This window comes from Sulfuricurvum sp. (assembly GCF_028713855.1).
Lineage (GTDB): Bacteria > Campylobacterota > Campylobacteria > Campylobacterales > Sulfurimonadaceae > Sulfuricurvum.
The window spans coordinates 308,149-331,131 of record NZ_JAQTNN010000001.1; the positions used below are offsets into that span (position 1 = coordinate 308,149).

At 42.2% G+C, this 22,983-nt stretch carries 22 protein-coding genes; 14 read left to right on the forward strand and 8 right to left on the reverse strand.

Features of this window, described 5'->3' with window-relative positions; genetic code table 11:
* Window positions 1–13 precede the first annotated feature (13 nt).
* The 5 genes from clpX to PHI47_RS01600 form a co-directional block, all read right to left on the reverse strand.
* Complete coding sequence (clpX, locus tag PHI47_RS01580; protein WP_299932981.1) at window positions 14–1,237, reverse strand: ATP-dependent Clp protease ATP-binding subunit ClpX; 1,224 nt, start codon at window positions 1,235–1,237, stop codon at window positions 14–16.
* Window positions 1,237–1,833: an ATP-dependent Clp protease proteolytic subunit gene (locus tag PHI47_RS01585; protein ID WP_015653760.1), complete on the reverse strand. Its 597-nt coding sequence runs from the start codon at window positions 1,831–1,833 to the stop codon at window positions 1,237–1,239. The genes clpX and PHI47_RS01585 overlap by 1 nt, the downstream gene beginning before the upstream one ends.
* Before the next feature lie 10 nt (window positions 1,834–1,843).
* Window positions 1,844–2,674, reverse strand: coding sequence for an SIR2 family protein (locus PHI47_RS01590; RefSeq protein WP_299932984.1), 831 nt, complete (start codon window positions 2,672–2,674; stop codon window positions 1,844–1,846).
* Between the two features lie 129 nt (window positions 2,675–2,803).
* Window positions 2,804–3,310 carry a hypothetical protein gene (locus tag PHI47_RS01595; protein WP_299932987.1) on the reverse strand — a complete coding sequence of 169 codons (507 nt, stop codon included), beginning with the start codon at window positions 3,308–3,310 and terminating at the stop codon, window positions 2,804–2,806.
* A 65-nt stretch (window positions 3,311–3,375) separates the two neighbouring features.
* The gene (locus PHI47_RS01600) at window positions 3,376–3,819 is read right to left on the reverse strand and encodes a hypothetical protein (protein ID WP_299932989.1); all 444 of its coding nucleotides are present in this window, start codon (window positions 3,817–3,819) and stop codon (window positions 3,376–3,378) included.
* A 138-nt stretch (window positions 3,820–3,957) separates the two neighbouring features.
* Between PHI47_RS01600 and PHI47_RS01605 the strand changes: the two genes are divergently transcribed.
* The 8 genes from PHI47_RS01605 to PHI47_RS01640 all read left to right on the forward strand — a co-directional run bounded on the left by PHI47_RS01605 (window position 3,958) and on the right by PHI47_RS01640 (window position 11,523).
* Window positions 3,958–6,747, forward strand: a complete 2,790-nt coding sequence (locus PHI47_RS01605) for an EAL domain-containing protein (RefSeq protein ID WP_299932991.1) — start codon at window positions 3,958–3,960, stop codon at window positions 6,745–6,747.
* A 158-nt stretch (window positions 6,748–6,905) separates the two neighbouring features.
* Complete coding sequence (nifB, locus tag PHI47_RS01610; RefSeq protein ID WP_299932993.1) at window positions 6,906–8,321, forward strand: nitrogenase cofactor biosynthesis protein NifB; 1,416 nt, start codon at window positions 6,906–6,908, stop codon at window positions 8,319–8,321.
* Between the two features lie 10 nt (window positions 8,322–8,331).
* Window positions 8,332–9,447 carry a homocitrate synthase gene (gene nifV, locus PHI47_RS01615; RefSeq protein ID WP_299932996.1) on the forward strand — a complete coding sequence of 372 codons (1,116 nt, stop codon included), beginning with the start codon at window positions 8,332–8,334 and terminating at the stop codon, window positions 9,445–9,447.
* Entirely contained in the window at window positions 9,438–10,265 is an 828-nt protein-coding gene (locus PHI47_RS01620) for a GNAT family N-acetyltransferase (protein ID WP_299932998.1), read from the forward strand. Before nifV ends, PHI47_RS01620 begins: the two co-directional genes overlap by 10 nt.
* A 10-nt stretch (window positions 10,266–10,275) precedes the next feature.
* Window positions 10,276–10,500: a FeoA family protein gene (locus PHI47_RS01625; RefSeq protein WP_299933000.1), complete on the forward strand. Its 225-nt coding sequence runs from the start codon at window positions 10,276–10,278 to the stop codon at window positions 10,498–10,500.
* A 94-nt stretch (window positions 10,501–10,594) separates the two neighbouring features.
* Window positions 10,595–10,792: a CCE_0567 family metalloprotein gene (locus PHI47_RS01630; RefSeq protein WP_299933002.1), complete on the forward strand. Its 198-nt coding sequence runs from the start codon at window positions 10,595–10,597 to the stop codon at window positions 10,790–10,792.
* 10 nt (window positions 10,793–10,802) lie between these two features.
* On the forward strand, window positions 10,803–11,081 hold the full coding sequence (locus PHI47_RS01635) for a hypothetical protein (protein WP_299933005.1): 279 nt from the start codon (window positions 10,803–10,805) through the stop codon (window positions 11,079–11,081).
* On the forward strand, window positions 11,071–11,523 hold the full coding sequence (locus tag PHI47_RS01640) for a GNAT family N-acetyltransferase (protein WP_299933008.1): 453 nt from the start codon (window positions 11,071–11,073) through the stop codon (window positions 11,521–11,523). The genes PHI47_RS01635 and PHI47_RS01640 overlap by 11 nt, the downstream gene beginning before the upstream one ends.
* A gap of 8 nt (window positions 11,524–11,531) precedes the next feature.
* Here PHI47_RS01640 and PHI47_RS01645 read toward each other — a convergent pair whose 3' ends face one another.
* Window positions 11,532–13,097, reverse strand: a complete 1,566-nt coding sequence (locus tag PHI47_RS01645) for a diguanylate cyclase (protein ID WP_299933011.1) — start codon at window positions 13,095–13,097, stop codon at window positions 11,532–11,534.
* 119 nt (window positions 13,098–13,216) lie between these two features.
* Entirely contained in the window at window positions 13,217–13,780 is a 564-nt protein-coding gene (locus PHI47_RS01650) for a hypothetical protein (protein ID WP_299933014.1), read from the reverse strand.
* A 232-nt stretch (window positions 13,781–14,012) separates the two neighbouring features.
* Between PHI47_RS01650 and nifH the strand changes: the two genes are divergently transcribed.
* The 5 genes from nifH to PHI47_RS01675 all read left to right on the forward strand — a co-directional run bounded on the left by nifH (window position 14,013) and on the right by PHI47_RS01675 (window position 18,734).
* The gene (gene nifH, locus PHI47_RS01655; protein ID WP_041192420.1) at window positions 14,013–14,930 is read left to right on the forward strand and encodes a nitrogenase iron protein; all 918 of its coding nucleotides are present in this window, start codon (window positions 14,013–14,015) and stop codon (window positions 14,928–14,930) included.
* 110 nt (window positions 14,931–15,040) lie between these two features.
* Complete coding sequence (locus tag PHI47_RS01660; protein ID WP_299933026.1) at window positions 15,041–15,400, forward strand: hypothetical protein; 360 nt, start codon at window positions 15,041–15,043, stop codon at window positions 15,398–15,400.
* Window positions 15,401–15,414: 14 nt separating this feature from the next.
* Window positions 15,415–16,881: a nitrogenase molybdenum-iron protein alpha chain gene (nifD, locus tag PHI47_RS01665; protein WP_299933028.1), complete on the forward strand. Its 1,467-nt coding sequence runs from the start codon at window positions 15,415–15,417 to the stop codon at window positions 16,879–16,881.
* Window positions 16,882–16,885: 4 nt separating this feature from the next.
* Entirely contained in the window at window positions 16,886–18,430 is a 1,545-nt protein-coding gene (nifK, locus tag PHI47_RS01670) for a nitrogenase molybdenum-iron protein subunit beta (protein ID WP_299933030.1), read from the forward strand.
* 115 nt (window positions 18,431–18,545) lie between these two features.
* Window positions 18,546–18,734, forward strand: a complete 189-nt coding sequence (locus PHI47_RS01675) for a hypothetical protein (RefSeq protein WP_299933032.1) — start codon at window positions 18,546–18,548, stop codon at window positions 18,732–18,734.
* Window position 18,735: 1 nt separating this feature from the next.
* Here the strand turns inward: PHI47_RS01675 and PHI47_RS01680 are convergent, their stop codons facing one another.
* Complete coding sequence (locus tag PHI47_RS01680; protein WP_299933034.1) at window positions 18,736–21,408, reverse strand: PAS domain S-box protein; 2,673 nt, start codon at window positions 21,406–21,408, stop codon at window positions 18,736–18,738.
* Window positions 21,409–21,645: 237 nt separating this feature from the next.
* On the opposite strand from PHI47_RS01680, the gene PHI47_RS01685 reads away from it, so the two are divergent.
* Entirely contained in the window at window positions 21,646–22,983 is a 1,338-nt protein-coding gene (locus tag PHI47_RS01685; protein WP_299933036.1) for a diguanylate cyclase, read from the forward strand.

Below are 22,983 nucleotides of genomic sequence, written 5' to 3' on the forward strand. Positions count from 1 at the left end.
AGTAGGAAGAAGTTCACGCTTCCGCGTGATCTTCTTTTGTTTTATAGACGTAGATTGGTTCATTTGTTGGGTCTTCGATCACTGCTTCGGTAATCGTAAGACTTTGCAGATTCTTTTTTGACGGGCAGCTAAATTGCAATGGCAACATCGCTTCTTCGATGATACTGCGTAACCCGCGTGCACCGACACCGCGATCGATCGCTTTTTGAGCGACCGCATCGAGGGCTTTCGGCTCGAAATTCAGCTCGATACCGTCCATATCAAACAACGCTTGGAACTGTTTGATGAGGGCATTGTCCGGCTCTTGGAGGATTTGAACCATTTGTTCTTTAGTAAGTTCACGCAGTTGGGCGACTACGGGGATACGTCCGATAAACTCCGGGATAATTCCATAATGAACCAATGCTTTCGCATCTATTTTTTTCTCTTTGACTTCGCCTTTTTCAGCGGTTTTGCTGAATCCTACTTTGTTCGACTTTTTCGTATGGGAATCGGGAACGAGACCGACGAAAGCACCTCCGCAGACGAAGAGAACATGAGAGGTGTTAAAGAGGACGGTTTCGGTCGTAGAATTTTTGCGGCTACCTTTGACTGGGACATAGACTTCGGCACCTTCGAGGATTTTGAGCAAACCTTGTTGTACCCCTTCACCGGAAACGTCACGTCCCATCGTCGAACTCTCACCTTTACGGGCGATTTTATCGATCTCATCGATGTAGATGATTCCCCGTTGTGCCAACTCGATATCGTAGTTTGCCGCAGCGAGAAGGCGTGAGAGGATGCTCTCGACGTCTTCACCCACATATCCGGCTTCGGTCAATGCTGTCGCATCGGCGACGGCAAACGGCACCTGCATGATCTTGGAGAGTGATTTGGCGAGCAAGGTTTTACCGCTTCCCGTAGGACCCACGAGGAGGATATTGCTTTTTTCCAATTCTACGTTGTTATAGACCGGATTTTCGATCCGTTTGTAATGGTTGTAGAGGGCAACGGCAAGGACTTTTTTTGCGTCTAATTGTCCGATAATATACTTGTCCAAAAACTCAACAATCTTTTCCGGTGTCGGAAGCTGTTGCTGCATTGCGGAGCGCTGTTCAAAACGGACCTCTTTTTGCAAAATACTGGAGCAGGTAGTGATACACTCATTACAGATATGAGTTGTCTCCGAAGAGAACATTTTTTTCACTTCACTTTGTTTACGACCGCAAAATGAGCAGGTTTTTTCTGGTGTACTCATCACACATCCTTTGCACTGAATTTTGTGAGAATTTCATCCGCAAGACCGAATTCGATCGCTTCTTTGGCTTCCATATAGTTGTCACGGTCGGATTCTTTTTCGATCACTTTGGCACTTTTCCCTGTTGCTTCAGCGAGGATGACATACAAACGGCGTTTGAGGTTGAGGATATGTTTGGTATGAATCTCGATATCGCTCGCTTGCCCTGAATAACCTCCGAGAGGTTGATGAATCATCACTTCAGCATTTGGGAGCATGTATCGATGACCCTTGTCACCGCAGGTAAAGAGTACGGCTGCCATCGAAGCAACCATCCCCATGGCATAAGTATAAACCGGAGCGTTGATAAGATTCATAGTATCTAATATGGCTAATCCTGACATCACTGATCCGCCCGGTGAGCTGATGTACATGTGTATCGGCTCTTCGGAGTCCATCGCCTCCAGATAGAGCAACTGGGAGACGATAACTCCCATCATATGATCATCGATCGCTTCGGTGATAACGATCACCCGATCCCCTAAAAGTTTGGAAAACAGATCGAAATAACGCTCTCCGCGAGGCGAAATATCTTTAACCGTAGGTATCATAGGCATATTTAGCTCCTTAAATAAATGCTTTAATGAATTCAGGAAGTGACATAGGAATCACTTCGAGGTTATGTTTGTCGATGAACTTTTTCTCTTTTTTACCTAACTCTTTGTCGGTGATGACGTAACCGCCTTCCAAATCCAGAGTCAACTCATTGGCAACCATGCGATCGGTATCTCGGTCGAAGGATGTCCCTAAAAAGAGGTATTTTTTCGTTTTACGGTAGGTTTTTAATACTTTTGGAACCGCAAACCCTCCCATCGCTTCGGTGAGCCAATCGACGTAATCGGCATCGGAAATGACAAAGGTCGGATTTGGCAGCGGTGAACCCATCGGTTTAAAGAGGATTTTTTCAGCATTGTCGAGAACTTCATCGTCTACGAGAAAATATTTTTGGTTTTCGACATCGTATTCGTATACTTCATAGCGGTTTAAATCACCCATGATACGTGATTTTCCGATGATAAGACAATGCGGTGTGAATGCCAAAAGTTCTTGGAACTTGGTGTCGCGGTTTGTATCGACGATATAGCGAGGCAACATATCGACTGTCGCTTTGTGTAATGGTGTCGGCTCGTATGGTTTGGTATAGATGTGGTTGATAAGCTGAGTCATGTACTCAACACCGCGACGTTGTTCGAGGTGCATCGCAGCACGGGAATATTCGAACATCAGACGCGGTGTCATCGCTCGTCCATTGTTCATTGCCAAAATGAGTGAATCACTATCGAAGGGTACGATCTCTCCCTCTTTGGTAGTCATCCCCTCAAATACCCCTAAACCGAAGTAGGGGATGGTAGTCTGGTTCCGTAACTCTTTTTTAATCGTTTCAAATAGTGTATCCATCGTAATCCCTTTTGGAGCTTTTGATAAACGATTGCATTTAGTGTTCTTGTTCTAAATAGGAGTAAAATTATCTTATTTGTAGGTTTTTGGTTTGAGAAGAAAAAAGAGGGACAAAAATGTCACCTCAATTTACCCGTGACACCCTTTTCCCGTATAACAGCTGTTGGCCGCTACAATTTTTGCAAGAGTTTTATCGATATTAAATGGATTATTTAGATCATTTAGAATTTCGTGATAGAACACTGCACCGTCTTTTGAAATGATAAAGAGCGATTTTGCAAGTTCTTTGTTTGAAAGACGGACACCGTAATAATCTCCGTACGCTTCATCATAATCATAGCCGCTCAGCCACTCTTCAAGAGAGGGTATTTCATGTTTGTCATTTGCGAGAATAAGCGCTTTAGTGATTCCGCCCAATGCGTTGAGCGAGAGGAGGGTGTCAATATCTTGTAGTTGTGAAATGAGTGTATCATCGACAAAGGGGGCGCTAATGAGGAGCTGTGTCGCACCGTTTTGTCCGCCGATAGAAAAAATTTCTCCCGCACGGTTTTTCAGATCGACTTTTTCCGACGCGTAACCGACGTCGAGAGGCATATCTTCGAGAGTGAGGATGGAATTATTATGATTGATTTGCACGATGAACCCTTTTGAACACTATTATAATGATAAAAATGCATTTAGCGTTCTTATAGACTAAAAACTTAGGCTACAGGGTGAATATATTGAAGACTATTGGTGATTTCGGTACCGATGAGAAAGTGATTGATGGCTTCTTCGGCTGTTTTTACAAATGGGGGTAACTTGTGGATTTTGATCCCGACATTTTTCATAGCGAAGAGGGTATTGAGACAGTATTGATCTACCAGTAAATAATCACACTTTCCGATCACTTCAAGCAGAGCATAATGCTCACTGATATGGTGAGGATCTTGAGCGATATCACATTCGCACTCACACGCTTTCATCTTCGGGTCTCGTACCATCTGTCCTTCGTATTTTTCCCACGGATTGAGGCGTGTTGCATGATGGCGGTAACGTATGTCTTTGCGTTCACCCAAAACCTCATAAACGGCAAACATAGTTGCACTGCAGGGATTTTGGTGATAAACACGTTTCATCGCGTCCATCGGAATGGCTACCATCATTATAAAACTCCTTATATTAATTATTAAAATGCAAGTTCTGTTCTTAATGATTTGAATAAGGAATAAAAATTTATTCATGTATATTCAGTTAATATCTTATAAAATAGGGGCAATTATTTTGAGGATGCTGGAGTTTGAATGCAGTTGTTTAATCATCAATATGAAACTGTTGAGAAGCTCGAACTTTTTGTGGACACTATCCTCTTACACAAAGGTGCTATGTTTATTCAACTCTTTAGCGGAGTCATGGATAAAACGCGGATTCAACCGATTCTTGATAGTTTAACATCAAAACTTCCCTCTGCCGTATTGATCGGTGCAACAACCGCCGGAGAGATTATCAATGGGACTATGACGTCAGGGGAGATTATTGTCTCTGTTTCTCTTTTTGATTCTACCGTCATTAAAACTTATTATTTCCCGAAATCGGATTTCTCTCACGGAGTACGTGCCGCGCAAGAGATTTTGAGTGATCGTACCAAGGTATGTATTGTTTTAAGCGAAGGGCTTAAAAGTGATTCGGAATCATTTTTGAACGGGTTTACGTCGATACGTAATGACGTGGTAGTTGCAGGAGGAAATGCAGGGGATGATTTGACATTTACCCGCACGTATATTATAAAAGAAAACACTATTTATGACGAAGGTGTTGTTATTGCCGTGTTAGAGAGCGATGTATTAGAGGTGCATCCTACCTATTCGCTTAATTGGACGATGATCGGCAAAGAGATGACGATAACTCGTGCTGAAAATAATATCGTTTACGAGATTGACGGCAGAGGAGTTAGGGAACTGTATACCCACTATTTAGGAGAAGAGACCATTGAGCAGATTCCAGCCAGTGCGGTCGAATTTCCGCTGGTAAAAGTCGAGGATGGGGTAGAAATTGCTCGCTCCATGATTGCGCAAACTGGCGATGGAGGGTTTGTTTATGCCGGACATTTTCATAACGGGGAAAAAGTACGTTTTGCGATAGGAAATGTTGAAGAGATCATGGATAATGCTGTTGATATACGCGAAGCGGTTGCTACGTATTCTGTTGAAGCAACGTATATTTACTCCTGTTCGGTTCGAAAGCTATTTTTAAAAGAGCAGCTTAATTATGAGTTTGGATTGATTGAAGAAGTTGCTCCTACGGCAGGATTTTTTACGTACGGTGAATTTTTTCATTCCCCTTCCGGCAATCAGTTACTTAATATTACGACAACGACCCTCTCTCTGAGTGAATCACATGAGAGTAATATCCCTAAAACTAGTGTACTGAAGCATCATAACCGTCATACGATGCTTAAATCCCTCACCAACTTGGTCAATGAAACACAAAGTGAACTTGATGACAGCATCAAAATTCTCGATCAATACAAAATGGTGCTGGATGAGAGTTCAATCGTATCAAAAACAGACGTGGAAGGAGTTATCACCTACGTTAATGATGCTTTCTGTAAAATTTCGGGCTATACGCGTGACGAACTGATCGGACAAAAACATAATATTATCCGTCATCCGGATAATGATGCGGAACTTTTCAAAAACCTTTGGAAAACGATCAAAGAGGGTAGGATTTGGAAAGATACATTTAAAAATCTCTCTAAAAACGGAGAAGAATATTACGTAAAAACAGTCATTGCTCCTATATTTGACGATCGGGGTGACGTTGTCGAGTTTATTGCTGCCCGGGCTGATGTGACAGAGCTGATCGTCAAAGATCAAATTATCCGCCGACAATTGATCGATACGCTCAGCGGGTTAAAAAATCGTACGGCATTGCTTAGTGATTTGGAAAACGAAGACGATGATGTTGTATTGATCTTATTGAATATTGACAGGTTTTCAACGATTAACGACTATTTCGGCTACGAAATTGGAGATCAATTACTCAAAGCCTTTGCAGCTCGGCTCGAAACAACGATGGGACACGGATATTTTTACCGGATTAGCGGAGATGAATTTGCCATCATCTGTATAGACCATAAATTTGACGATACATTAAGGGATCAAGTTATCGAGTATATCAATAAGCTTGAAAATTTTAAATATCAGATATCAGGGCATGAACTTTCTATAAATGTTTCCGGCGGAATTGCACATGCCCCGTATTCGGATGTGTACAATCTCGCCCATATGGCACTTAAAGAGGCAAAAGAACAACGGGCAAAATTGATTTTTTTCAACGATAATACAGCGTTGACTGAAAAAACACGGAATAATATTTGGATGTTCGATAAAATTAAATCGGCGATCGAAGAGGATCGGATCGTCCCCTATTTTCAAGGGATTGTCGATAATAAAACCCGAAAAATTGTAAAATATGAGTCTTTAATCCGTCTAATCGAACCAAATGGGACAGTACTAAGTCCGTATTGGTTTTTGGAACATGCCAAAAAATCAAAACTCTACGATAAATTGACCCGAATTATGATTGCTAAAACATTTGCCGTTTTCGAAAATCTAGACTATGAGTTCTCTTTGAATTTAACAATGAACGATATCGTATCGGATGAAACACGTCCGTATATATATAAGATACTCGAACACTCGTCTGCAGCAAAGCGGGTGGTTTTTGAGATTGTTGAGTCTGAGGGGATTGTTAATTATCAGGAAGTGATTGATTTTATTAAAGCGGTCAAACAATTCGGTTGCAAAATCGCGATAGACGATTTCGGTACGGGATATTCGAATTTTAGCTATTTGAGCAAACTCGATGTTGATTACATCAAAATTGATGGATCGCTGATTAAAAATATTAACCTTGACAACGACCACCTCTACACTGTCGAGAGTATCCTCTTTTTTGCTAACAAGAAAGGGATTGAGACGATTGCTGAATTTGTCGAAGATGAATCTATCTTTAATAAAGTTTTAGAATTGGGGATTGACTACTCTCAAGGTTACCTCTTCTCCACTCCACAACCGACAATCGAAACATAATCTCTGTACGCTTCGGTTGTACCTCCTACAAAAACGTCACATTTTGTTGAACTCTCCTTTTTAAACCCATAGAACATTCATTGCATTAACTCTTTTTAGAAAATGGTTGCCGCCGGATGAGGTTGAGAATCATTGAATGACACTTAAAAGGAGTTATTATGAGTTGTTCCTCAAGCGGAAATGAATCTTTTATGCCCGAAGATATTCAAGCGAAGATACACAATCATCCATGTTATTCAGAGGGTGCACACCATCACTATGCACGTATTCACGTCGCGGTAGCACCGGCATGTAATATCCAGTGCAATTACTGTAACCGTAAATATGACTGTTCCAATGAATCTCGACCGGGGGTAACCTCTGAGCGTTTAAGTCCGGAAGAAGCAGCGAAAAAAGTACTTCTCGTCGGCGGTGAAGTCCAACGTATGAGTGTACTCGGGATCGCAGGTCCGGGAGATGCTCTCGCAAATCCGAAGAAAACATTTGAGACATTCGGAATGGTTCGCCAATTTGCACCGGATTTGAAACTTTGTCTCTCGACTAACGGTTTGGAATTGCCGAACTTTATCGATGAGATGGTGGAATACAACATCGATCACATCACCGTTACGATTAATAGTGTTGATGAAACCGGTGAGATCGGAAGTCAAATCTATCCGTGGATTTTCCATAACAACAAACGTATCTATGGAAAAGAAGCGGCACAAATCCTCCTCGAAAACCAACTCGAAGGGATGAAGAAATGTGTCGAAAAGGGGATTTTGATCAAAGCTAACTCGGTTCTTATCCCGGGTATCAATGACAAACATCTTCCGGAAGTTTCTAAAAAACTAAAAGAGATCGGCGTGTTCCTCCACAACATTATGCCGATCCTATCTGAGCCGGAATTCGGTACAGCGTTTGCCCTTGCAGGAGTACCGAGTGCTACCGATCAAGAACAAATGGCAGTCCAGGAAGCGTGCGGTATGGATATGAAACTCATGCAGCACTGTCGCCAATGCCGCGCGGATGCAGTAGGACTCATCGGTGAAGACCGTGGAGCGGAGTTCACCAAAGATACCTTTGCAGGACTCAGTTTCGATGAACTTCAAATCAAATATGATCTTGAAGCACGTCAAGCAGCCCAAGCGAAAATCGAAGAGTTTAGATTCTTCCTCGATCAGGCTAATGATCGTGTCCGTAAAGAGAAAGAAGAACTTAGTTCAATGGGTGTCACTATCCTTGTAGCCGTTACGACTGCGGGTGAGGGGATGATTAACCAACACTTCGGAAGCGTTAAAGAATTCTTAATTTACGAAGCAGGTGATAAAGGTATCCGATTTATCCATCACCGTAAAGTGGACGCAGAATATTGCGCAGGACCGGACGGTACTAACCCTCTCGCTCCGATTCTAGAAAAACTTAAAGATGTACAGCTGATCCTTACCGCAAAAATCGGCGGATGTCCGCAGGATGATCTAAAAGCGGCCGGTATCATCGCCGATCAAAGCTACGCGTATGAGCCGATCGAGATTTCGGTACTCAAAGCATCCCGTAAATACTTCGGTATGGATGAAAACGCGGAAGTGAATTAAGGAGCCTATCATGGCACTCATCAACGATACCACTTTACGCGACGGGGAGCAGGCTCCTTATGTCGCGTTCAATACCGAAGAAAAACTCCGTATTGCTACATTGTTAGATGCCTGCGGTGCGGATGAACTTGAAATCGGTATAGCGGCAATGGGTGTCAAAGAACGCGAAGATATTAAAGAACTTTTGGCTCTCGGGCTAAAAGCTCGAATGATGACGTGGAACCGGATGAAGATGGAAGATCTCGATGCTTCACTCTCGTGCGGTATTAAAGCGGTCGATCTCTCTATCCCTATTTCAGATATTCTTATCGATGTTAAATTCGGAGGCAGTAAAGCCAAAGTCTTATCGGAGCTTGAACGTGTCGTTACGGCAGCAACCAAAGAGGGTTTATTTGTCTGCATCGGCGGTGAAGACAGCTCACGTGGAAGTCATGAATTCATCCGCGACGTGATGGGGTTAGCCCGTGAGTGCGGAGCAGGACGTTTTCGCTATTGCGATACAATCGGTATTATGACACCGACACAAACATATCAAACGATTAAATCATTGTGTGATCTTAACCTCCTCCCGATTGAAATGCACACACACAATGATTTTGGTCTGGCGAATGCGAATGCCCTCAGCGGTATTGACGCGGGTGCTATCAGTATGAATACAACCGTCATCGGATTGGGTGAGCGAGCGGGTAATGCTTCGTTTGAACAGATTCTCATGACACTCAAACATCTCTACGGTGAGGCACGCTCCATCGACCCTCTCCTGATTCGAAATTTGGTTCATACCGTGGCAAGCGCGGCAAATATGTCGCTTGCCACCAATGCACCTGTCGTGGGTGAACGGATATTTGCCCACGAGAGCGGCATACATGCCGATGGGATGATGAAAGATTCCCATGCGTATGAACCATACGAAGCCGAAGAGGTAGGATTGCAGAGTTCTTTTCCGATCGGAAAACATTCAGGCAGTGCAACCATCCGTTATCATTTGGCGCGTATGGGAATTAGTGCTGAGAATAGTATTCTTCGGGATATGCTTCCCAAAATCCGTGAAATCGTCACCTCACGTAAACGGGTGCTTGATATCAGTGAACTTAAATCCCTCTATCAGGAAGCAGCATGTATATAGGGTGGCTTAAATTTGTCGATGTTCCCGAACTCATTAAAATAGCCGAAGAGACGGGCTGGTTGCTGGATGGGTATCACGTCAAACTTATAATGATGCATGCACCCCATTTATGTTACGGTGCTTATGAAGAGGGTGTTCTTGTCGGAGCAGTGATGGCAATAGAGTTCGAGACCTCGGCGATGATCAAATACTTTATGGTGAAACCGAGTCACCAAAAACAGGGGATCGGACGACGGCTGTTCAATACCCTATTCGGTGTCCTTAAAGATGAACACCCCTCTCTCTATCTGCATGCGAATCCTCAGCTCAAAAGCTTTTTTGAGCAAAGCGGCTTTAAGGCTGTTATGGAAGTAGGGCGCTTTCTCAATGTCGGAAAAGTACCGCCGTTTAGTTTTACCAATGCTCAGGCCAAAGAACTCGACGGCGGAAATTTCGATGCGACTATTCGTAAAATCGATTTTGAAACCTTCGGTGAAGATCGAATGGCGTTTATGCTTGACGAGATGGAGCGCAACAGTTCACTCAAATTTGCCTTACCAAACTCGTTTCAGCACTCCAGTGTCATCAATGCACGCGGAGTATATTTAGGGCCATGGCAATGCAGACCGGGATTTGAAGACGAAGCGGAAAAAATGATGCAGGGAGTCTTGTATTTCAGAGGGCTAAAAAAAGTCTTAGCCGATGTTCCTCTGGGGAATGCGAATGCGGTTGCATTGTTTGAGAAATACCATTTTCAGCAAAAAGGGACATTTGTCCATATGTGTTACGGTGAACCGCGTAATGTTAAGTTTGAAAACATTTACGCATTTTCATTGTGAGGAATAAACGATGAATCTTCTTGAAACCTGTGTGAATGAAAAATGCAGAGTCTTATCCATAGCACTGGATGAAACGTTAAAAGGTCATCTCTGCGCTATGGGGATTTGTCCGAATGCAACGTTGTGTGTGAAGCGGTACGGGCTTTTTAAAAGCAGTGTGCAGGTTCAGATCGGTGAACGCGTTGTTGCGCTGGGAAAAGAACAGGCACGTCATATCGAGATACGTGTTGCCTAACTTTAGGGGATTGCAAAGGACAAATTTGTCCTTGCCACTTAAACGGGCTTTGCTCGTTTTGGTGTGTAACATTAAATAAACAAAAGGATTCATTATGTCGGAAATGACTGAACAAGATCATAAAAAAGAGTTGGCGAAGCTCAAACGTTTGGCGGTTGAAGTAGCATCAGAGATTCACGATATCGTCGAAGATACGGTTTGGACGAATCATGTCAAAATGCCCGAATTGGCTGCAAAATTGTATGATGCAGTCGAAAAAGCTAACAGCTATAAGGTAGAACACTCCCTTTAAGGGGTGGGTTATGGCTACGAAAGAAGAAATCCTTGCTTTGGAGATTTGTGAATGCGGCTGTAAGAGTGTAGCCGATGCAATCAAGCTTTTTCAAGAGACCGATTTACCGTATAAAAAAGCGAAAAAACTCGTCACAGAGTGTGACAAGAGCTGCTGCCGTGCAGCCCTTCTCAGACTTTTTGATATGACGTATTTCGGTAAATTTGATTATGATGAGATTGAACGGCTGATTCAATTGCGCCACGATAAATTGGGAGAACTATTGGAACGGATGAAAAATGGACGATAATCTGATAATTCGTTTGGCCTATAGTGATGATGTTCCTGCTATGGCAAAGCTGTTAAGCGAACTTTTTGCCATTGAAGATGATTTTACGATTGATGGGGAGAAACAATCCCATGGTTTGGAATTACTCCTCCAATCTCCTCAAAGTGTTATTCTAGTAGCTGAAATGCAAAACGGTGTGGTTGGGATGCTTTCACTTCAGAGGATGATTTCCACAGCAATAGGTGAATATGTCGGCATCATCGAAGATGTCGTTGTAAGTGAATTTCATCGAGGGTACGGCATCGGAACTAAACTGTTAGAAACGGCAATCGATGAAGCGGAGCGTAGAGAATGGGGACGATTGGCACTCGGTGTCGATTTACGGAATACCAAAGCGATTGCTTTTTATCAAAAATATGGTTTTGAAACCAGTAACATGGGATTGATGTATCGGATAGCGTGAAGGATTGATTATCTTTTGCTCACGACAACCTTATTTTTTCCTTCCTCTTTTGCCTGATACATGGCATCATCTGCTTTTTTGACAAACGATTCGATGCTCTCAGCACCATTGTATTGAGCTACACCGATGCTAACGGTTATATGACCGACCTCTTTAAACGTAGAGTGCTCGATCTCTTTTTTGAGCCGTTCGGCAAGGGCTATAGTTCCCTCAAAAGGTGTATCTATTTGCAGAATGACAAACTCTTCACCGCCCCAGCGCGCGAACATCTCATTGCTCCTTACTATGGTACGGACGACTTCGGCAATTTGGATCAGGACATCATCCCCCGCATTGTGTCCGAAGGTATCATTTACTTTTTTAAAATCATCGATATCAAAAAGGATCAAGGAAACTGAAATAGTGGAGTCTTGGGCATGTTCAGTTGCTAATGTGAGCCATCGATTACACTGCAATCGGTTTGCCGCATTGGTCAGCGGATCGGTAGATGCAGCTTTTTCAAGCTCATGTTCAAAGATGACTCGTGATGTGATGTCTTTACCGGTTGAGATAAAATTGGTGAGTTCCTGACGCTTGTTTTTTAACGGGACGATGGTTTTGAATTCATGATAAAGGGTTGCATCTTTTCGTTTATTTGTCAGGACTCCGCGATAAGTTTCCCCTGAAAGGATCGTATCCCATAGATGCTGATAAAAGGAGGTTTGGTGTTCTCCGGATCGGAGGATATTGGGTGTATTGCCGATGACTTCATGCGCTAAATATCCCGATTGCTGCTCAAAAGTACGGTTGACATATTCTATTTTTCCCTCCAGATCGGTAATGACTACGGTATCTCCGCTCTCTTCGAGTGCTTTTGAGAGTCTGAGAAGATGAAAGTCGGTTTGGTGTTTAAAGACACGCAGTATCTGTGTGATCGCATAGCTTGCCACAATTGCGCACAAAGCGCGGAACAGCTCGATCGGTAAAGTGGTGAGTGCTTCAAAAGAGTCTTTGTTCACTACGGATGAGGGGAAAAACGATCCAGTGGGGACAATGAGTCCTGCAAAGATTCCATAGAGAAAAAAAGTGCTTGCAAGGAGATAAGCGCATCGTTTCATAGAATCATATACCGATCCTTGGACAAGGTAAAAGGGGTGAAAAAATATGTATGCGGTCATGAAAATTCCCGGAGCACCGAGGAAGTAGCGAATCAGAATATTGACATTTACAGAAGAAATATGATGAAAACCTATCAAAAATACAGCCGAACCTAAAATAATAAAGAGAAGAGTAATCATCGAAAATGTTTTATTCGAAACAACTCGTAAAGAAAAATAGAAAAGGATAGCATACGAGAGGCTCATCATTATCAAACTGGCTAGCTCAAAGACCTCTTTAGTCTCTTCAGCGCCCAATGATTTGAACATGACGAGCCATTCGGATATACCGTGGATAATTCCAAATGCACCCAAATATTTTAACTCACGGGTAAATTTGAAAATAGAATTTTCCATCGGGTAGTGGAGGATACTAAAGCCAAACATGAAAAATGCAAGGCCGTAGATAAAGTAGATATAGTCAATGAAATGGAGCATGAATTCTCATTTAGTGAAAGTATGATTAGGTATTCTTATGCAATTATAGCAGAGGAGAACTTTGAGGGTTATGGCTTATATGGTATGAAAGTGGACGGGGAGTGCTAAAGAGAGAATAATTAGCCTCTCCCTCGCGTTCCATAATAATACACTTCTTCTTCATTATTGACCGATTCAGGAATTTTGAGTTCTAAGGGCGCTGAAATTTCTACGTTTGTAAACCCGGCAATGACATCAAATTTATCTTCTCCTAAACTGAGGAGTTGACTCTCTAAAATACGAAGCTTGTGTTTGAGTTTATCCGATAAAGTGATGATCTCTTCATAATAGCGAACTGAGAGCTCGATTTCATGTTCGCTTGCTTTACTCTTGCTTCCTAATAGACCACCTAAAATATTTTTCTTCTTTTGTCCAAAATAGATAGGATATATCTTCATGTATTTATCATGCAATGTAAGTAGTAATTCTTCTATCTCTTCGATAACCATTCGAGAAGTCCCTAGACTAAAGAGCATCGCTTCATCATAAAACCATTTTCCAAAGAGTGAATCGGTAGAACTGAGTTGAATCGAATCAGAGGGAACATCTATACCGGACACGAGCAGTTTTATCGTGTTGACCCAGCGAATATGAGCTGTACGGGCTTGATGGAGATTGTGGATGGATTTTTCTTTATTGGACATAGCCGCCCCTTTTTAGTAGAAGTGTAACGGCTTGAAATAATTTTTACTCAGAATGATCGCTTATTTTTTAATCAAAAGAGCCAAAAAGGTGTTTGTCATACCCCTGCAAAACCTATTCCTACAAATTTGTACACAAAGTGCTGTTTTGTCGTAACGTTTTAGAAAATGTCGTAAAAAACCATAGAACGACGCATGCATCAACCTAAGTGAAGTTCAAAAATAAGGGGATAACATGGCTGGAGCAGCTAGCTTGCGACAAATCGCGTTCTACGGAAAAGGTGGGATCGGTAAATCTACTACATCTCAAAATACATTGGCAGCAATGTCACACTATTTCGATAAAAATATTATGATCGTTGGATGTGATCCAAAAGCGGATTCAACTCGTTTGATTCTTCACGAGAAAGCACAAGATACTATTCTTTCTCTTGCAGCAGAATACGGCACCATCGAAGACGTTGAGATGGAACAAGCTCGTCTTTGGGGTAAAGGTTTATTTGATAAAGAAACTCCGGGCGGTTGGATCAACTGTACAGAGTCAGGCGGACCAGAGCCAGGAGTAGGTTGTGCAGGTCGTGGTGTTATTACTGCGATTAACTTCCTCGAAGAAGAAGGCGCTTACGATGAAGAAGGTCTTGACTTCGTTTCTTACGACGTTCTTGGTGACGTTGTTTGCGGCGGATTTGCAATGCCTATTCGTGAAGGTAAAGCACAAGAAATTTACATCGTTATGTCTGGTGAAATGATGGCGATGTACGCAGCTAACAACATCTCTAAAGGGATTTTGAAATATGCAAACACTGGTGGAGTTCGTCTTGCCGGTCTAGTATGTAACGCTCGTATGACAGACAAAGAGTACGATTTGGCACTTGAGCTTGCTCAACGCCTTGGAACTCAATTGATCCACTTCGTACCACGTAACAACATCGTTCAACATGCTGAACTACGCCGTATGACGGTTGTTGAATACAGCCCATATTCTGACCAAGCTCGCGAATACAAAGAGCTTGCTCGTAAAATCGTTTATAACGATATGAAAATCATTCCTACTCCAATCAGTATGGATGAGCTTGAAGACTTGCTCCTTGCATTCGGTCTCGAAGACGAAGTTGATGAGTCTCAAGTTGGTAAAGCTGCGCACGAAGCGTAAGGTACCGAACGATTCCTCTTTTGAGGAATCTTCAATGGCTGTCATAGAAGTTCTATGACGTTTAACATCTTGTTAATAATGAAAAGAAAACAACAGAAAAAGGAGATTAGATGTTTGTATTAGGTTTTCACTTCCCAGCTTCAATGGGGAATCAAATTCCAGACGAATTAGTTGCAGAAAAAATTGCCGATGTTGATATCAGTGACGTTAAAGAGATCAAACTTTTGATGGGTACTAAAGATAAAGATAAAGAGTGGATCAGCTACACAAACAAAGATACTTTCTTGTTCCGTGCAATGGTTCATTACTTCAAAGAAGAGAACCCTGATAAAGCACAAAAATACATGATCTACATGAACCGTTACCAAATGTCTGCAATCTCTAAAAGAGTTGATGCAGCGGATGATGAAACAATGAAATTGTGTCATAACTTAGATTCGATGGAACAATTCCGTATCGAAGTCGCGTAAGGAAGGGGTGTATTATGGGTCCAGAAACACTAGAAGCTAAACAAAAAGCGGCCATTGAAGAGATCTTAAAAGCGTATCCTGAGAAAGCGGCGAAAAACCGTGAAAAACATCTCGGTGTCGGATCTCCAAATGATGAAAATCAAAAAACGTGCGGAGATGTCCGCTCAAACAAAAAAACCGTTCCGGGTGTCATGAGTCAACGTGGTTGTGCTTATGCAGGGTCTAAAGGGGTTGTATGGGGTCCGGTCAAAGACATGATCCATATTTCTCACGGTCCTATCGGATGCGGTCAATACAGCCGTGCTGGTCGTCGTAACTATTATATCGGTGTAACCGGTGTTGATACGTTCGTTACTATGAACTTTAGCTCGGATTTCCAAGAAAACAACATCGTTTTCGGTGGAGACAAAAAATTGGGTAAATGTATCGATGAAATCGAAGAACTTTTCCCATTGAATAACGGTATCACTGTTCAATCAGAGTGTCCGATCGGTTTGATCGGTGATGATATCGGTGCTGTTGCAAAAACAAAAGCAAAAGAACTCGACAAAACTATCGTACCGGTTAACTGTGAAGGTTTCCGTGGGGTTTCGCAAAGCTTGGGTCACCACATTGCAAACGACACCGTTCGTGACTATATTTTTGATGCAAAAGTAAACGTAAACACAAGCGATGTTGAAGTAACAGAATATGACGTTGCAATCATCGGTGACTATAACATCGGTGGTGACGCTTGGTCAAGCCGTATCCTTTTGGAAGAGATGGGCCTTCGTGTTGTTGCACAATGGTCAGGAGATGCTACTATTAAAGAGATGGCGTTGACACCAAAAGTAAAATTGAACTTGCTTCACTGCTACCGTTCAATGAACTATATCAGCCGTCACATGGAAAAAGAGTACGGGATTCCTTGGATCGAGTACAACTTCTTCGGACCGTCACAAACCATCAAATCTCTCCGCAAAATCGCGGCGTTCTTTGACGAAAGTGTACAAGCTAAATGTGAAGAAGTTATCGCTAAATATCAACCGATGATCGATGCGGTTATCGCGAAATATAAACCTCGTCTCGAAGGTAAAACGGTTATGTTGTTCGTCGGTGGTCTCCGCCCTCGTCACGTTATCGGTGCTTACGAAGATTTGGGTATGGAAGTAATCGGAACCGGTTATGAGTTCGCTCATGATGATGACTACAAACGTACTAAAGAAGAGATTTTCCGCTCAACCGTTATCTACGATGACGTCAACGAGTATGAGCTTGAAGCATTTGTTAAAAAACTTCAACCTGACCTTGTAGCTTCAGGGATCAAAGAGAAGTATGTATTCCAAAAAATGGGTCTTCCATATCGCCAAATGCACTCATGGGATTATAGCGGACCTTACCACGGGTACGACGGATTCGCGATCTTCGCACAAGATATGGATTTAGCAATTAATTCACCGGTATGGGCGCACTCAAAAGCACCATGGGAAATGGAAGGATAATACGATGCAAGAAGTAGAAAAAATCGTAAACGGGAAAGACCTGTTTAAACGCCCTGAGTACCAAGAGGTACTCGCTAACAAAAAACAATTCGAATCCTCTATGCTCGCAATTAACCCTGCGAAAGTAGAAGAAATCGCTGAGTGGACTAAAACATGGGATTACCGTGAGAAAAATCTTGCTCGTGAAGCGATTACTGTTAACCCGGCAAAAGCATGTCAACCTCTCGGGGCTGTTATGGTTGCACTCGGGTTTGAAGGTACTATGCCTTACGTTCACGGTTCTCATGGATGTGTTGCGTATTTCCGTTCATACTTTACCCGTCACTTCAAAGAGCCGACTCCTTGTGTTTCTGACTCTATGACTGAAGATGCTGCGGTATTTGGTGGATTGGTGAACATGAAAGAGGGTCTTAAAAACTGTGCGGCAGTTTATAAACCTAAAATGATCGCTGTTTCTACTACTTGTATGGCAGAAGTTATCGGTGATGACTTGATGGCGTTTATCCTTGCGGCAAAAGAAGAAGACGGCGGAGAATATCTCCCTGCTGAATATCCGATCCCTTTTGCACATACACCTTCATTCGTAGGTAGCCATATCACTGGTTATGACAACATGATGCACGGTATCATGTCTCAGCTTACTGAAGGAAACAAAGGCGAAACGAAACAACGTATCAACATCATCCCTGGTTTTGAAACGTATATCGGAAGCCTTCGTTCAGTAAAAAGCATCGTAGAAGCATTCGGCACAGACTATATCATGTTGGGCGACCACTCTGATCAATGGGATATGCCTGCCGGTAACTACGAAATGTTCCAAGGCGGAACAAAAATTGAAGACGCAAAAGATTGTATCAATTCATCTGCTACTATCTCTCTTCAAAAATATGCAACGTCTAAAACCATGAAAATGGTCGATAAACGTTGGAAACACGCTGGTGGATTCTCTAACCCGATCGGTCTCAAAGGGACTGATGAGTTCGTAATGAAACTTGCAGAATTAACAGGAACAGAAGTTCCACAAAAACTCAAAGTAGAGCGCGGCCGTTTGGTTGATGCTATGCAAGATAGCTATCCGTACATGCACGGTAAAAAATTCGCTATCTGGGGTGATCCTGACTTCCTAATCGGTGCAGTATCATTCCTTCTTGAGATGGGTGCAGAACCTACTCACGTTCTTTGTCACAATGCACCAAACGGTTGGGAAGCAGAGATGAGAGCAATGCTCGATACTTCTCCGGCTAAAGACAGTTTGAATGTATGGGCTGGTAAAGACTTGTGGGCTATGCGTTCACTCTTGTTCACTGAGCCTGTCGATTTCATGATCGGTAACAGCTATGGTAAAGAGTTGATGCGCGACACTGGTACTCCGTTGATCTACATCGGATTCCCAATCTTCGACCGTCATCACCTACACCGCTATTCTATCAGCGGATACGACGGAGCGTTGAACCTTCTTACTTGGATCACGAACAAAGTTCTTGACCAATTGGATGAAGATACCAAAGGTATCGCAACCACTGACTACTTCTTCGACCTCGTTCGCTAAACCTTTGTCCCCTCTGCGGGACAAAACTTCATTGTTTCTCGTCATTTTCCCGCTTTGCGGGATTTTTTTGGTTGAATCTTTTTCGAAATATTCAGTCAAACAAATAGGATGATTTATGGCCGGTGTACAAGATAAACTAAAAGCAGAACTTATGGTCGAAATCTATGCCAGTATCGATCGTATTTACGATTCGATCGAGCAGCATTTCGATCTCGATGATACGCGCCGAAATAACGTCATTAAAAGTCTCAATACTCTAAAAGATGAACTCTATTTCGTCGTTCAGACCACTGCGTTATCATGATCTAATGTGCAGTGCTGAATTCAAAGTTTTTTTCTTCAAACAGTTTCAAGCATGCATCAACAACTGAGGGTTCATACCAGTTTCCCCGTCCTCGTCTGATCTCCTCTAATGCCGGTTCGATTCCTAATGACGCGCGATAAGGACGATGGGATGACATTGCTTCCACAACATCGGCAACGCAAATAATTTTAGCTTCGAGCAGTATTTCACCGTCCTTGAGCCCTTGCGGGTAGCCAGATCCATCGAGCTTTTCATGGTGCTGTAAGATGATGTCGGCAATCGGCCATGGAAATTTTACATTTTTGAGAATATTGTATCCTTCCTCGGGATGAGTTTGTATTAGCATGAACTCTATTTTGTTGAGTTTTCCGGGTTTGGAGAGGATCTCTGCAGGGATATGAATTTTACCCAAATCGTGGATGATAGCGGCGAGATGTATCCCCTGAATCTGTTCTTCACTTAATTCCATTTCACGGGCAATTGCAGTCGCCAGTTCACTGACTCGATGCTGATGCCCTGCAGTATAGGGATCGCGTGCCTCGACTGTAGCAGCGATGGTTTGAATGGACTGTTCCAAACTTTGCCGAAGGAGTGTTGTGTGTTGTTCATGAAGAGCACGGGTACGGAGATTGAAGATACCGTAGGCCATATCGTTGGCGAGTTCTTCAAGCAGTTTGATTTCTTCATCATCGAATGCATTTTCTTCGGAAGAATAGATGCAAACAGCCCCGAATGTTTTATTTTGATCTGTTAGAGGGAGGGCTATATTTGAAATATATCCTTTTGATAGGGCAGTATCTTTCCATTGTTTGAAACCGATTGCACAGGCGATATTGTGACAGACCTGTGTTGTACCGGTCCGTATGGCAAGCGAAACGGGTAATTGACCTTTTGGGGTATCTGCCCATGTAAGATCGCTTGCCCAATCATAATTATCGACTTTTATTCCGGAACCGGCTATGAGTGTAATACTTTTTTGTGGGTTTTCTTCAGCATAGACAACGGCAGCAAGGTTGTAGCCTGCCTGTTCAACGATCACGTTTGTAACTGTATGAAGTAATTCGAATTCATTTTTAGCTCGTACCAAGGCCATATTGCACGATGAAAGGGTTTTGAGTGCACGATTAGCACGACTGAGAGTGACTTCTGCGTGTTTTCGTTCTGTAATGTCCCGATCGATTCCTCGATAACCGGCAAATTCCTCTTGTTCGTTAAAAAATGGGAGACCGCTCGTTTCCAATATTTTGATGCTGCCGTCTTTACACACATTAGTATTTTCTAAGCTCGTAAGCGCACTATGATCAGCAACCAGTTGTTTAAATCCGGAACCTAGACGTTGAGCCTCTTCGGGAGGCATAAAATCAAAAGGAGATTTGCCCACGACTTCTTGAGGGGTGTAGCCAAGCAGTGTTTCTACACTTGGGCTGGCGTAGGTGTAGTTCCCATTTTGGTCAACTTCCCAAATCCAGTCACTGGTTGATTCGACAAGTGCACGGAATTTTTCTTCGCTTTGTCGCAATAATTCCTGGTTTTTTTTACGCTCAGTGACATCTAATCCTACGGAAAGTAGTCCAATTGTAATGCCCTGTGTATTTTTTAGTGTCTTGTCATACCATTCGATTAGCCGTTGTTCATTATTTTTTGTAAGAATGATGGAGATATTTCCATACGTTCGTATATCATCCATTGCTTTAAGAAATAATTTTTTGGTTGGTTCTCTCTCCGGTTCAGGGAGAAAAGTGTTGAACCAATCTTCTCCTTTGACTTCACCCAGTGTATAGCCGCTTAGGGTTTCCATGTAATTATTGAAACGGACGATTTGACCTAGCGGATTGAGGATTAGAATGATGACAGGAGCCGTATCCACCAGCCGTTCAGAGAAATCTCGTTCTTCTTTCAATAAAGTTTCGGCTTGTTTTCGTTCTGTGATATCGCGGATCATTCCGATAGCATGTTGTTTCCCCTCTCTCCTAACGATCGAAAGCGATAATTCTATTGGAAATTCACTCCCGTCTTTTTTGAGGGCAGCGAGTTCAAGGGTTTTGCCGATAGCTGGACCTTCTCCCGTTTGTTTGAAATGTTCAAACCCTTTGTAATGGGAGGCGAGAAATCGTTCGGGTGCGAGCAGTGTATGCAATGATTGCCCCATTACTTCTTTTTCGGTGTAACCGAAAATTTTTACGGCTGCTTCATTCCAATAGGAAATTTTCCCTTCATCATCCATCATTAAAATAGCATCTTGGGCAGAAGCTGTGATACTGCGAAATTTTTCTTCGCTTTCGCGCAGGGCTTGTTCAATTTGTCGTTGTTCGGTAATATCTTCAAGAATATGCAAAGAGTAAAGATAATTGCCTTGGTTATCTTTGATGATGAAACCTTTTGAATGAAAAAGTTTATCGTCAATCTGAACATCTTCCTCGCTTCCCTCACTTAGAGGATCTTCGAGTGCTTCGGTGCAGTGGGGAAGGGGACCGTCGTTTTTAGGGAAGAGCTCATAATAGCGTCGGCCGATAATCTCGGTATAGGGAATGCCTGTATACTGACTGTAGGCTTTGTTACAGCGGAGGATGCGGAAATCTTTATCATGCAGAAATATCGGAGATGAAACAGCATCCAGAGCACATAACCATTCTTGATGAGCAGACTCTATTTTTTCGTTGATCGATATTTCCATTTCCATGCGCCCTATAATCTGACTTTGCCTTATCCGTATTGGCGGATATTATAGCACTTTCTAATTGCATAATCTAATTATTCCGTTACCGTAAATATCTTCCCCTTTCCTCACTTTTGTATTATTTGTTTCAATTATACACATTACAGAAGTCTTTTTTTGATTTTGCTCAAAAAGTGTCATGATTCATTGTATAAAGTTCTATCATAAATCAGATATTAATTAAAGGTTTATTTTGTGCCTTTTATAAAAAAAATGACGGTATTGCAGCGAACAGTAGTCTGGTTGATCGCAATTGCTATTATCTTTTTTATGCTTCTGCTCTCTATAATATGGGAGTTAAAACAAAGTATTCTACAAGGACATGATCCTACAACCTCCTTGATCGTTTTATATTTTATAGGTGTTTCGATTGTTATCGGGCTGATTATAAAAGTATTTCGTTCGTTTGAAAGACCGATTATCGAATTGACCGAAAATGCTATGAAAATAGCTGAGGGAAATTATAATGTCCATTTCAATATCGATCAATACGATGTTGAATGGCAACTTCTGATGGGAATATTTAACGATATGTCCTCGGAAACCCGTCGTAAAATTGAGCAGCTTAATTCTCAAAATGAGGTATTGTTTACTTATAAAGAGCAGATTGAAGAACTCAATCAGCGTCTCTCAAAAAAGATCCAAATCAAATCAAAACAGCTTGAAGGGTATGTTGAGATTATAGATCAATATGTTATCACTTCTCAAACAGATCTATATGGCAATATTACCTATGCTTCAGAGGCATTTTGCAAGATAAGCGGTTATACAAAAGAGGAACTTATCGGTAAAAACCATCGGCTTATCCGACACCCTGATATGCCTAAAGAGTTGTTTGAAGAGTTGTGGCGTACGATCAGTTCCGGACAAATGTGGCATGGTGAAATCAAAAATCGTAAATCAGATGGTGGTGATTATTGGGTAGATACTACCATTACACCCAATGTAGAAGAGGGTGTAATTATCGGCTATACGGCCATACGGCATGATATCAGTGATAAAAAAATGATCGAAGAGATGGCCATTACCGATTCTATGACCGGTCTTTATAACCGCCGTTTTTATGTTCAAATAATCAGTGAAGAGATGAATCGGATCAAACGTCACCGTTCAAGTTTGGTTTTGATGATGCTGGATGTTGATAATTTTAAACTTTACAATGATAATTATGGCCACCAAGCGGGGGATATCGTTTTAAATCAAGTGGCTAATGTTTTAAAATTCTATACGTCGAGAAGCGGTGAATATGCATTTCGGCTGGGCGGTGAAGAGTTTGCTGTTTTGGTCAGTGATATGAATGAAGAGGGATATTTGGCTTTGGCAGAACGTATTCGCCGTGCGATCGAAATGCTGGAAATTCACCATAAAAAGAATGATGCTTCAGCGTTTGTTACCGTATCGATAGGGGTTGCAATCTATTACCATGATTCTATGATTACCTGTGAAGAACTGTATAAAGAATCAGATAATCAGCTATATCGTGCAAAAGATAACGGCCGAAATCAAGTGGCAATACAGAGTGAGAGAACCTGA